Source organism: Agrobacterium sp. 10MFCol1.1 (assembly GCF_000381165.1).
Taxonomy (GTDB): domain Bacteria; phylum Pseudomonadota; class Alphaproteobacteria; order Rhizobiales; family Rhizobiaceae; genus Agrobacterium; species Agrobacterium tumefaciens.
Genome location: NZ_KB906074.1, coordinates 29,087 through 40,611, shown reverse-complemented (window position 1 = coordinate 40,611; position 11,525 = coordinate 29,087). Strand labels below are relative to the sequence as shown.

Sequence of the window (11,525 nt, the reverse complement as noted above, 5' to 3'; positions counted from 1 at the left end):
TCAGGCGGACAGGCCTGCCGGGCTTGCGGCGCAATATTGGGCATTTTCGTAAAGCAGCGGTCGTGTCGTCTCGCTTACATCGGCCGACACCACCTGTCCGATAAACACCGTATGCGTTCCATATGGCATTGCCGCGACACGGCGGCAGGCGATGGCGGCATGGGCCGTGGGCAGATAAAGAACACCGTTGTCATGACGCTGCCACTCGCCGTTGCGGAAACGCTCCTCCGGTGAAACCTTGCCGCTGAAAGCATCAGACAAGGCAATCTGGTCCTGCGTCAGTACATTCACGATGAAATCGGGCCGGCAGAGCAGCAATTCGTGCAGAAACGTGCGGTTGTTCAGGCAAACCAGAAGAGAGGGCGGCTCCATCGAAACCGAGGTGACGGCGGTAACCGTCATGCCGTGATCGCGCTGATCACCCGTGGCACAGGCAGTGATGACCGTCACGGTCGCCGGAAAACGGCGCATCGTCGTGCGGAAATTCTGGCCGACGCCTTCAGGCGCAAGATTGTTCAGGCCAAACAGTGCTGATGTCATGAGATCCTCCCAAATCCTGCATTCTTAAATATTTTCATTTGCAACATTTGTCAATGCAAATGTTTAATGGCGGGGGGAAGCTGCGATATGGCCTCGCCGTCCCCGGTCTTCTGGAGCGAAACTATTGAAACTGATAGATTATGCCGGTACAGCCGATGGGTGCGCCACGTCATCCGCGCACGTGTTTCTCAAAACGGGGTTTTGCTTGTGTCTTATCAGTTCACTGACTCGGTACCCTACCTGCTCAACTGGGTAGGTGTTCGGCTTGGAGAGCGCTTCTCCCTGAGGCTGGCATCCTATGACATCACCCTGCCGATGTATCGTGTGCTGGCAACGCTGAGACAACAGGAAAGCAAAACGCTGACCGAGCTTTCAGACCTCGTGTCGGTGGAGATTTCCACGCTCTCCCGGCTTGTTGGCCTGCTCGTGAGACGCAACCTCGTCAGCCGCGAGCGACCTGTCGACAATGCGCGGATCGTGCGCATCACGCTGACGCCAAAGGGTGAAGAACTTGCCGAGGAACTGATGCCAATCGCCGCCATGTTCGAAAAGACCGCGATCGAAGGCCTCGACCCGGCCGAAGTGAAACTTTTCAAAAGCATCCTGCGCCACATCGGCCGCAACATTGCCGGTCTCTGATCCCCAAAGGATCCGCTGACCCGTCACGACCTTCGCGTGCAATGTACTTGTAATGGCTGGTTCCTATCCCTGTGGCAACTCACCACAGCGGAGGAAAATTGCCCATGTCCGAGAGATTGTCACCCGCCTACCTGACAACGCTCGCCCTTGTCACAGCATCGATCCTGGTTTCGGCCTGCGCCTCGACAGTCATGAAAAGCTACATCGGCGCACCCATCACCAGCGTGATGCTAGACTATGGGCCGCCGGACAATATCTATAACCTTGGCGGTGGACAGCAGGCCTACCAGTGGCGGAAGAACAAGACACAGGCTGTAGCCGGATCATCAAGTGGCGAAGTGCGGACAACACGGCGCGGAGAGCGTTACGAAGTGTCCGAGACGCCGGGTTATGTCGAGCGCATAGACTGCTTCTACACTTTCTACACACGCAATTCCGGCGGCGAATGGTATGTAACGAGCTTCCGGCAACCGTCACTCGAATGCGAGTGATTGTTCCCGGATTTCAAACTCAGCCCTCCCAGATTTTTGACCGCCGCTTTGATGCTTGAAGCGGCGGTTTTCGTTGGAACGTTCTCCCTGGGATTTCTCATCGGATGGGCCGGTCAGAAGCGGTAGTTCAGGCCGGCCTTGATGACGTGATCATTTGGATCGGACTTCGACCTGCCGCTCGCCAAACTTGGCCGACAGGCCGCCGCCGAAGCTCTGTTCGACGCCGGCGCCAACCCGATAGCCCTGGTTCCAGCAGTCGGCACCCGTGACGCCGTTTCCATCCTAGAACTTGGTGGTGATAAAGCCGGGGAAACATGCCTGATCGCTTAAAATCCCGTCAGCTAGACAGTATCAGCCGCAGCATCTTTCGAAGCCACCGAGCGAATTTCCAGCCGGACGCAAAAACCGGGATTGAGGTCGAGGAAGACAACGCGTCCGCAATGAATCTCTGCCGCCTTCTGGACCAGATTCAACCCGAGGCCGGCTCCTGGCGAGTTCGTATTGACGCGGTGAAACGGCTCGAATACCTGCTCGCGTTCCGAGACGGGGATGCCCGGCCCTTCATCGCAAACGTCAATGAAGCCCGCAGCACCGACCCGGATCGTGATAGCACCCTTGCCGCCGCCATGATCGATTGCGTTGCGAACGAGATTGACGACCGCCATCTCGATGATCGAAGTCTGGACCGTGAACACGGCCTCTCCTTCACTTGGCTCGAAATCGAACTCGTAACCGGCATCCATCGCAATCGGCGCGAGATCGGTCGCGATGCGCTCGACAAGGATGTTCAGGTCCTGCCGCTCGGCGGGTAATTCCACCACGCCGACCGCCTGCATCTCCAGCAACTGGTGCGCAACGCGTGTGAGGCGATCGATATCGGCCCGAAGTTGTCGGCTCAGCGCGTCATCGGGCAAAAGATCGGCCCTGATCCGCGCGATTGCAATCGGCGTTCTCAACTCATGCGCGGCATCGGCAAGAAAGCGGTTACGGCGATTATATCCCTCATCCAACTTGGAAAGCGCGACGTTGAAGGCATTTACCAGGGGAATGATTTCGCTGGGCACCTTGGAACGATTGATACGGGCAGACCGGTTCTCGAAATTGATGGATTGCGCCTGGCTGACCGTTTCCATCAGGCCGCCAAGTGAACGGCCGACCGCCCTCGGGGTCACGATCAATGTCGCGATACCAGTCAGGATCAGCATGGGCACGACGGCGATAAGAATGACGAAGCCCACACCCGGCAAGACAGTAAGCCAGCGGATCTCGCCGTTGGCATCTTTTTCCAGATCTAACTGCATACTGATCCATAGGCTGAGGCCGTCATTCGGGATGCCTTTTTCCGTACCGGCAATGAATTGCAGCCGCCCGGCGGGCGTATCGCGGTTTTCCATGGTGGCCCGGACTGTTTCCCCCGCTTCCAGACGCGCCCTTTCGATGCTTGACGGAAAAACTGCCGCCAAAGCCGGTACTGGGATTTCTCCATATCGCAGGACGATTTCATCGGCGTCCCGCACCAAGAACCAAAGATTCGGATAGCGCTGTTTCAGCTCGACCAATCCGGGCGTGGGCAAAACTTGCGCCCGGCCCTGCCCATCCTTCGTCACGCTTTCCGCAACGATGCGGACAGCCTCTTCATTGGCGCCCTCCAGCCGTGGATCAATGATCCAGATCCAGCCGACGAGGAGGATGACAAACAGAACGAGCAAGAACGCCTGCAAGGCGAAAAGACGCTTCATCAGCGCCCACCGCAGGGATCGGTTGCGCTCCTGCTTCATATATTCGCCCGGATGAGATAGCCGATGTTTCGCACGGCTCTTATCTCGACGGTGGCTTCGGCCTGCGCGAGCTTCTTCCTGATGCGGGAGATATGGGCGTCAAGCGCGTTGGATTCGATCTCATCATCCAGGTTGTAAACCGCCTCGACCAGATTGGAACGCGTCACGATGCGGTTCGGACGTCGCATCAGAGCCTCGAGCGCCAGATATTCCCGCCGCCGAAACTCGATGATGGCACCGGCAACCGTGACTTCATTGCTCTTCGGATCAATGCTCAGATTTCCGAAGCTCACATATTGGCTGGAAAGCGAAGGGCCGCGCCTGTGCAGCGCCCGAAGGCGGGCAAGCAATTCCTCGATCGCAAAGGGCTTGGCGAGGTAATCATCCGCGCCGGCGTCAAGACCGTCAACGCGGTGATCGACACTTCCGAGCGCCGTCAGAACGAGGATCGGCACCGAATGCCTGGCTTTGCGAAGCGAAGACACAAGGTTCAACCCTTCACCATCCGGAAGGCGACGATCCAGAACCAGCACATCGTAAGAGCCGTCACGCGCCAGCGCGTCGGCATCGGCAATCGTCCTGACATGATCCGCAAGCACATCACGCCGTCGCAGGGCTTCGAGCATGGCCCGCGCCATTTCCGGTTCATCCTCGAGAAGCAGGATTCGCAATGACTTTTCCCCAAAGGTGAATTCTTGCCGTCCTCACCACTGGTCGGTGAATGTTACAGCTACATTGCAGGCAAGGAGCCGGACTATCCTTCTCTCACCCTCCTGCCAGACGCAAATCGACCGTCACACCTTGGATGCCTTATCCCGGCCTGTACCCATGTCTTGCATAAAAACGGTCAAGCTCGCGCTGCTGCGGCACCTCACCGGTGTAGATCGCAATATAGTCCGGGATCCTTTTCATGCGCACGGCCATATCTTCCTCCGACTGCATGGAGATATAGCCGATCTGCACGAGATACGTGGTGCGGGCACGCACATCCGCCATATTTTCGGAATGGCCAAAACGCATGAACATGCGCGAAAGTGCATCCATTCTCGTCTGATCAGCCTTACGCACCTCGGCAAGAATATCATCGGACTGAAGAGCCCAACTGCGAACCGCAAATTCGAACCTGTTGTCGAAGAGGCCGGCATCCAGCCAGCAATCGAAGACATTCAGCATCGCTTCGGCCAGGGTCTCCGCATAGGCCTCCGACTGCCTGACGATGCTGCCGGTATTCTTTTCGCGCCAGCGGGAGACGAGTGCGGCCAGCAACTCCTCCCGATCCCGGAAGAACCAGTAGAAACTCGTGCGCGACAGACCGAGTTTTTTCGCCAACGGCAGGATTTTCACGGAATCCACGCCGGATTCGAGAAGCGCCTGGTAGGCGGCCTCAAGCCAGCCCTCCTGCGATCCGCGCCAACCAGTCTCGTTCAATGTCGCTTCCATGATGATTTCCTAGCAAATCGGTCTGGTCGCGACAAGGCGAATGTCCACTCATGTCGAATGCATAAACACAAGTGTTTTATTAATTGACACCTATGTACATTCCCGCTTAGCCTTCTCCCATAAACGTTCTCGGAGCACGGTCGCCATGTCGAATGACCCCCTTCTTCAGCCCTACCAGCTAAAGCATCTCACCCTGCGAAACCGCATCATCGTTACCTCGCATGAACCCGCCTATCCGGAGGACGGCATGCCGAAAGGGCGCTACCGCGCCTATACGCTCGAGCGGGCAAAGGGCGGCGTCGCCATGACGATGACGGCAGGCTCCGCAGCCGTCTCGAAAGACAGCCCGCCCGTCTTCAACAACCTCTTGGCCTACAAGGATGAAATCGTTCCGTGGATCAGGGAAATGACCGACGCCGTGCATGAAGAGGGTGCAGCGATCATGATCCAGCTGACGCATCTCGGTCGCCGCACGCGCTGGGACAAGGGCGACTGGCTGCCGGTGCTGGCACCATCCCACCAGCGGGAAGCCGCGCATCGCGCTTTCCCGAAGAAGATCGAGGATTGGGATATCGAACGCATCATCAAGGACTTCGCCGACGCTGCGGAACGCATGAAAGCGGGCGGCATGGACGGGGTGGAGCTTGAAGCCTATGGCCATCTCATCGACCAGTTCGTCTCGCCGCTGACCAACGAGCTGGATGGCCCCTATGGCGGCTCGCTGGACAACCGCATGCGTTTCTGTTTCGACGTCTTCAGGGCGATGCGCGAACGTGTCGGCGACGATTTCATCCTCGGGGTTCGCTATACCGCCGACGAATGTCTTGAAGGCGGCACCGGAAAGGCGGAAGGCCTCGAAATCTCGCGCCGGTTGCGGGATAGCGGCCTGATCGACTATCTCAACGTTATCAGGGGCCATATCGACACCGATCCCGGCCTGACCGACGTCATTCCCATTCAGGGCATGGCGAACGCGCCGCATCTGGACTTCGCAGGCGAAATCCGCGCGGCAACCAGTTTCCCCACCTTCCACGCCGCCAAGATCCAGGATGTCGCCACCGCCAGATACGCCATCGCCTCCGGCAAGGTCGATATGGTCGGCATGACCCGCGCCCACATGACGGACCCGCATATCGTGCGCAAGATCATGGAAAAGCGGGAGGACGATATCAGGCCTTGCGTTGGCGCCAATTACTGTCTCGACCGCATCTATCAGGGCGGCCTCGCCTTCTGCATTCACAATCCGGCGACAGGCCGCGAAGAAACGATGCCGCACGAGATCACCAAGGCGACGGAAAGCCTGAAGGTCGTGATCGTCGGCGCCGGTCCGGCCGGGCTGGAGGCCGCGCGTGTCTGTGCCGAACGCGGCCATGAGGTCGTCGTCTTCGAGGCCGCAAACGATCCGGGCGGCCAGATCCGCCTGACCGCGCAAAGCGAACGCCGCCGCGAAATGATCAGCATTATCGACTGGCGCATGAGCCAGTGCGAAAGGCTCGGCGTTACCTTTCATTTCAACAGCTGGGCGGAAGCGGACACGGTGCTCTCGGAAAGCCCTGATGTCGTCATCATCGCCACCGGCGGATTGCCGCATACCGATGTGCTTTCAAACGGCAATGACCTGGTCGTTTCCTCGTGGGATATCATTTCCGGCGACGTCAAGCCGGGAACGAATGTGCTGGTTTTCGACGATGCCGGCGACCATGCGGGCTTGCAGGCAACAGAATTTCTCGCAAAGGCGGGCGCAAAAGTGGAGATCATGACCCCGGATCGCGCCTTCGCGCCGGAAGTCATGGCGATGAACCTGGTTCCTTACATGCGCTCACTGCAAAAACTCGACGTCACCTTCACCGTCACCTATCGGCTGGAAGCGGCGGAAAGAAACGGCAACCAGCTCGTCGCCCACGTCGGCAGCGATTATGGCGGCGTGACGAAATCAAGGACCGTGGACCAGATCGTCGTCAATCACGGCACGGTGCCGCTGGACGATCTCTATTTCGACCTCAAGCCGGGCTCCAGGAACCTCGGCGAAATATCCTACGACGCCTTGCTGGAGGGCTCCGCCCAAACCGTCGAGCGCAACCCTGGCGGTGCCTACCGGCTCTTCCGCATCGGCGACGCGGTCGCCGCACGCAATACACATGCGGCGATCTACGATGCGCTGCGTCTCGCAAAGGATATTTGAGAGGGCCGCCGCGATACGCTTTGAAACTCAGGCCTGGATCAAGGCAATGCCACGGTTCTTGAACCCGAGTGTGACATCGCTTTCGGGCGGCAGACTGGTCTCGACCGCATGGTCGATGATGAAGAGCGTGCCGATATCGGTCTCGACTTCATATTCGACGTGACCGCCGAGATAGGCACTGTGCAGCACCCGCCCGGCAAGTCCCTGCCCGCCCGATTGGGCGATGGAAATCGAACCCGGACGAACCGCAAGCTTTGCCGGGCCAGGTTTGGCGTTGCGTGCCGCAACACGGTGATCGATCCCCCCAACGCGGATCAACGCATCGGCGCCCTCAAGGCTGACCACCTCGCAGCCGACGACATTCGCCTCGCCCATAAAGTCGGCGATGAAGGAAGAAGCCGGCGCCTCGTAGAGTTCCCGCGGCGCGCCTGACTGGGCGATCTCGCCTTCCTTCATCACGATGATCCGGTCGGAAACGGCCAGCGCCTCGTCCTGATCATGCGTCACATAAACAGCGGTAAAACCAAGCCGCTGCTGCAATTCCCGGATTTCAGTACGAACCCGGCGGCGAAGACGCGCATCAAGGTTGGAAAGGGGTTCATCGAGCAGCAGCACCTGCGGCTCCAGCACCAGAGCGCGGGCAACCGCCACGCGCTGCTGCTGACCACCGGAAAGCTCGGCAGGCAGACGATGTCCCATGCCGGCCAGCCCCACGAGCTTCAGACCTTCCTCGGCCTTCTCCCGTGCTTCCGCCTTGCGCAGTCCGGAGGATTGCAGGCCATAAGCGACATTGTCGAGCGCCGTCATATGCGGGAAAAGCGCGTAGGACTGGAAAACCATCGAGACATCGCGCTCATTGGCCGGCAGCATGGTCACATCCTTGTCGCCGATCAGAATGCGACCGGCCGTCGGATGTTCGAGCCCCGCCAGCATGCGCAGCGTCGTCGTCTTGCCGCAACCGGAGGGACCGAGAAGTGTCACCAGCGTGCCGGGTTCGATGGTGAGCGAAAGGTCGGGGATGGCGGTGAAGGCGCCGAATGTCTTGCGGACATTCTGAAAGGTGACGGAGCCGGGCTTTACGGAAATCATGCGGTTTTCTCCTGAGCGAGAGGAACGGAGGACGCGGACGGCAGTCCCGCGACGCGGTTTTCGCGGCGCAGGCGACGCTCGCCTACAATGAGCTGGAAGCCGGTGATAACAGTGATCATCACCACGATCAGCATGGAGGAATAGGCAATGGCCACACCGTATTCACCGTTTTCGACGAGACCGACGATGTAGGAGGTCGCCATGTTGTACTGGGCGCTGACGAGGAAGATGACGGCGCTGATCGAGGTAATCGCTCTGACGAAGGAGTAGACCAGAGCCGCCGTGATCGCCGGGCGGAGCAGTGGCAGGATCACTTTCCTGATCGTGCGGAAACTGTCGGCGCGCAGCGTCAGCGAGGCCTCATCGAGGCTTTTGTCGAGTTGGCTCATTGCCGCAATGCCGCCGCGCACGCCGACCGGCATGTTGCGGAAGACGAAGCAGGCGATCAGGATCAGCGCCGATCCCGTCATTTCCACCGGCGGAAGGTTGAAGGCCATGATGTAGCTGACGCCGATGACCGTTCCGGGAATGGCAAAGCTCATCATCAGGGCAAATTCGAAGATGTTCCGACCGGCAAACTTCTGCCGCACGATGATATAGGCCGTCAGCAGACCGACGGCAGCGGTCAGCGGCGCCGACACCAGCGCGATCTCCATGGTCGTCCAGAACGAGTTCCAGGCAACACCGGTCCAGGCGATCGAGCCGTTGGAGAAGCTGACGGAGAACGCGCGGATGTAGTGGTCGAGCGTCAGCGAATTGTCCAGACCCCAGGTCTTCACGAAACCGCCGACGAGGATCATGCCGTACACGACGATGGTGAAGACCATCCACGGCACGACGACGGCATGGACACCAATGGACAGGCCGCGTGGCAGCGCGATATGCGCGCCGCTGTCGCCCTTGCCGGTAACCGTGGCGAAGTTCTTGCCGGCCAGCCAGAAACGCTGGGCGAGGAAGGCCGAAAGCGTGAAGCACAGGAGGATAATGGCGAGAACAGCGGCGCGTGAAGGGTCGTTCTGCGAACCGACAACGGCAAAGAAGATTTCCGTCGACAGCACCCCATGCGTGCCACCAAGCACCAGCGGATTGCCGAAATCCGCCATGCTTTCGATGAAGCCGATGAGAAACGCATTGGCGAGACCCGGCTTCATCAGCGGCAGCGACACGCGCCAGAAGGTGCGCCAGCGGTCGGCGCGAAGCGTTTGCGACGCCTCCTCCATCGACGGGCTGACACCTTCGACGACACCGATCAGCACCAGGAAGGATATCGGCGTGAAGGAGAGCACCTGCGCGATCCATATGCCGGTCATGCCGTAGAGCCAGCGGCCGGGTTCGATGCCGAAGAGATAGGAAAGCCATTCAGTGACGACACCGGCGCGGCCGAAGAGCAGCGTCAGGGCAAGACCGATGACGAAAGGCGGCGTTATGATCGGCAGAACCGTCAGAAGGCGCAGGCCCTTCTTGAACGGAAAACGGGTGCGGGTGGCGACCAGCGCGAAACCCAACCCAAGCACTGTGGAGCCGAAGGCGGTCATCAAGGCGAGGAAGAGCGTTCGCCAGGCAACGCCGCAGCGCTCTTCACCCGTGACACAGCCAAGGCTCCAGATGCCGGGATCCTGAATATTGCGGATGAAGCCATCGGCATTAAAGGAGCCATCGAAATCCTGAACGGATGCGATCAGCATGCTGCCGATCGGATAGAACACGAAAACGGTAACGAGGAAGGCCAGAATGGAAATCGAGCCGACGACAAAGGCATCGCCCTTCATCACGCCGCGTTCGGCAAGCCCGAAGGCAAAGAAAAGCACAAAGACCAGCGACATGACGACGGCACCGGCGCCCATGGCGGGCTGGCCATCGGAAAGCACGCCGAACAGGTTTTCACTGACGCTCCATGTCCAGCCGGTAAAGCCGATCGCCAATCCCTGCAAAATCAGAACCACGAGACCGGCAGCACCAATCCACGCAAGCAGCTTGCCCCGCAGCATCGGATCGCCAATCGGGCGGACAAGGCATCCGGCAAGGAAAAACAGGCCGGCACCGGCAAGCCAGGGTTTTCCATAAACCAATATTTGCAGCACACCGGGCGCATTGCTGGGGGAAGAGAGAAACTCAGACAGCCAGCGGAAGCTGAAGAAGCCGCCTTCAATGCGATACCAGGGAAGAAAAACCAGGGCAAAAGCCCCGAGCGCCAGGACAATGTTCAGCCTGCGATTGCCACGTGTCATGGCCGACCTCGCTTATTTCATGCCGATGAAAGAACGGCGGGCATCCCGGCTTTCAAAAGCCGGGATGCCGATCGCCGGAGTTCAGATCAGTTTGCGACTGCACCGACCTCGCGGTCCCAGCGTTCCAGCAGCGCCTTGCGCTTGGCCGGGTCGCCATAGGTCTTGAAGTCGTAGTCGATGAGCTTGATGTCCTCGAACTTCGGCGCTTCCTTCGGCACTTCCGCGGTCTTGTTGGATGGAAGCTGGAAGGACTTGGCGTCCTTCATGCGTGACTGGACCTCTGGCTTCAGCGCCCAGTCGTACCAGGTCTTGGCATTTTCGAGGTTGCGGGCACCCTTGATGATCGACATGGAGCCAATTTCGTAGCCGGTACCTTCGCAGGGTGCGATGGACTTGACGGGGAAACCTTCCGCTGTCTGTGCCACGGCATCATGCATGAAGACGATGCCGAGTGCCGTCTCGCCACGCGCTGCCGCCTTCACCGGCGCGGAGCCGGACTTGGTATATTGCGAGATGTTGGCGTTGAGCTTCTTCAGATAATCGATCGCCTGGTCTTCGCCCATGATCTGCACGAGCGAGGCAAGCGCCGTATAGGCTGTGCCCGAAGAGTTGGGATTGGCGATCTGGATTTCGCCCTTCAGTTCCGGTGCCAGCAGATCGGCCCAGCACTTCGGCTCCTTGTAACCCTTGGATTTGAAGATTTCGGTGTTGTAACCCCAGCCCAGCGCGCCGGCATAAACGCCGACGGTTCTGTAACCGGTGCTTTCCGCCTGTTTGACGGCCCAGTCCTGCAGCTGATCCAGCATCGGCGACTTGTATTCAAGCGTCAGGTTTTCGGAGGCCGCCTGCATGTGCGGATCGCCGGTGCCAGCCCACCAGATATCGGTCTTCGGGTTGCGGGCTTCCGCACGCACCTTGGCATAAGTTTCGCCGGAAGACAGGCGAACCATATTGACCTTGATGTCATGCGACTTTTCGAAATCGCCCTTCATCTGTTCGCAGATGACGACATCGGCAGAGCATATCAGGTTAAGCTCGCCTGCCGCCTGCACCGATGTGGTGCCGAGTGCCGTACCGGCAAAAAGCAATGTGGAAAGTATCGTCAGTCGCATGGTTATCCTCCTGTAGCTTGCGTCTG

At 59.1% G+C, this 11,525-nt stretch carries 10 protein-coding genes and 1 pseudogene; 3 read left to right on the top strand and 8 right to left on the bottom strand.

The features are described from left to right. Positions 1–540 (bottom strand): FADH(2)-dependent resorcinol hydroxylase reductase component, encoded by a 540-nt coding sequence (gene graD / locus F617_RS0108505; RefSeq protein ID WP_003514147.1) that lies wholly within the window; start codon positions 538–540, stop codon positions 1–3. 207 nt (positions 541–747) lie between these two features. Between graD and F617_RS0108500 the strand changes: the two genes are divergently transcribed. Both F617_RS0108500 and F617_RS0108495 read left to right on the top strand, forming a co-directional pair. After that, positions 748–1,179 (top strand): MarR family winged helix-turn-helix transcriptional regulator, encoded by a 432-nt coding sequence (locus tag F617_RS0108500; RefSeq protein ID WP_025594436.1) that lies wholly within the window; start codon positions 748–750, stop codon positions 1,177–1,179. A gap of 104 nt (positions 1,180–1,283) precedes the next feature. Beyond that, a complete protein-coding gene (locus F617_RS0108495; protein ID WP_019565044.1) occupies positions 1,284–1,670 on the top strand; it encodes a hypothetical protein in 387 nt (128 codons plus the stop codon). 113 nt (positions 1,671–1,783) lie between these two features. Here F617_RS0108495 and F617_RS28840 read toward each other — a convergent pair. From F617_RS28840 to F617_RS0108480, 4 genes and pseudogenes are all read right to left on the bottom strand, one after another. Beyond that, positions 1,784–2,006: pseudogene (locus F617_RS28840) on the bottom strand (outer membrane protein); the annotation flags it as partial. A 5-nt stretch (positions 2,007–2,011) separates the two neighbouring features. Continuing rightward, positions 2,012–3,409: a HAMP domain-containing sensor histidine kinase gene (locus F617_RS0108490; RefSeq protein ID WP_026330740.1), complete on the bottom strand. Its 1,398-nt coding sequence runs from the start codon at positions 3,407–3,409 to the stop codon at positions 2,012–2,014. Between the two features lie 35 nt (positions 3,410–3,444). Further along, positions 3,445–4,119: a response regulator transcription factor gene (locus F617_RS0108485; RefSeq protein WP_019565042.1), complete on the bottom strand. Its 675-nt coding sequence runs from the start codon at positions 4,117–4,119 to the stop codon at positions 3,445–3,447. Between the two features lie 139 nt (positions 4,120–4,258). Next, positions 4,259–4,888 carry a TetR/AcrR family transcriptional regulator gene (locus F617_RS0108480; RefSeq protein WP_013636802.1) on the bottom strand — a complete coding sequence of 210 codons (630 nt, stop codon included), beginning with the start codon at positions 4,886–4,888 and terminating at the stop codon, positions 4,259–4,261. 145 nt (positions 4,889–5,033) lie between these two features. Between F617_RS0108480 and F617_RS0108475 the strand changes: the two genes are divergently transcribed. Further along, positions 5,034–7,070, top strand: coding sequence for an NADH:flavin oxidoreductase (locus tag F617_RS0108475; protein ID WP_019565041.1), 2,037 nt, complete (start codon positions 5,034–5,036; stop codon positions 7,068–7,070). Between the two features lie 27 nt (positions 7,071–7,097). On the opposite strand, the gene F617_RS0108470 is transcribed toward F617_RS0108475, so the two are convergent. From F617_RS0108470 to F617_RS0108460, 3 genes are all read right to left on the bottom strand, one after another. Continuing rightward, positions 7,098–8,159, bottom strand: a complete 1,062-nt coding sequence (locus F617_RS0108470) for an ABC transporter ATP-binding protein (protein WP_003514159.1) — start codon at positions 8,157–8,159, stop codon at positions 7,098–7,100. Then, positions 8,156–10,387, bottom strand: a complete 2,232-nt coding sequence (locus F617_RS0108465) for an iron ABC transporter permease (RefSeq protein WP_019565040.1) — start codon at positions 10,385–10,387, stop codon at positions 8,156–8,158. The genes F617_RS0108470 and F617_RS0108465 overlap by 4 nt, the downstream gene beginning before the upstream one ends. A gap of 86 nt (positions 10,388–10,473) precedes the next feature. Then, entirely contained in the window at positions 10,474–11,499 is a 1,026-nt protein-coding gene (locus F617_RS0108460; RefSeq protein WP_003514162.1) for an ABC transporter substrate-binding protein, read from the bottom strand. Positions 11,500–11,525: the final 26 nt, after the last annotated feature.

What these genes read in the sequence shown, in the direction of transcription:
- graD (WP_003514147.1), bottom strand. Translation starts at nt 540, where the DNA reads ATGACATCAGCACTGTTTGGCCTGAACAATCTTGCGCCTGAAGGCGTC.
- F617_RS0108495 (WP_019565044.1), top strand. Translation starts at nt 1,284, where the DNA reads ATGTCCGAGAGATTGTCACCCGCCTACCTGACAACGCTCGCCCTTGTC.
- F617_RS0108490 (WP_026330740.1), bottom strand. Translation starts at nt 3,409, where the DNA reads ATGAAGCGTCTTTTCGCCTTGCAGGCGTTCTTGCTCGTTCTGTTTGTC.
- F617_RS0108480 (WP_013636802.1), bottom strand. Translation starts at nt 4,888, where the DNA reads ATGGAAGCGACATTGAACGAGACTGGTTGGCGCGGATCGCAGGAGGGC.
- F617_RS0108475 (WP_019565041.1), top strand. Translation starts at nt 5,034, where the DNA reads ATGTCGAATGACCCCCTTCTTCAGCCCTACCAGCTAAAGCATCTCACC.
- F617_RS0108470 (WP_003514159.1), bottom strand. Translation starts at nt 8,159, where the DNA reads ATGATTTCCGTAAAGCCCGGCTCCGTCACCTTTCAGAATGTCCGCAAG.
- F617_RS0108465 (WP_019565040.1), bottom strand. Translation starts at nt 10,387, where the DNA reads ATGACACGTGGCAATCGCAGGCTGAACATTGTCCTGGCGCTCGGGGCT.
- F617_RS0108460 (WP_003514162.1), bottom strand. Translation starts at nt 11,499, where the DNA reads ATGCGACTGACGATACTTTCCACATTGCTTTTTGCCGGTACGGCACTC.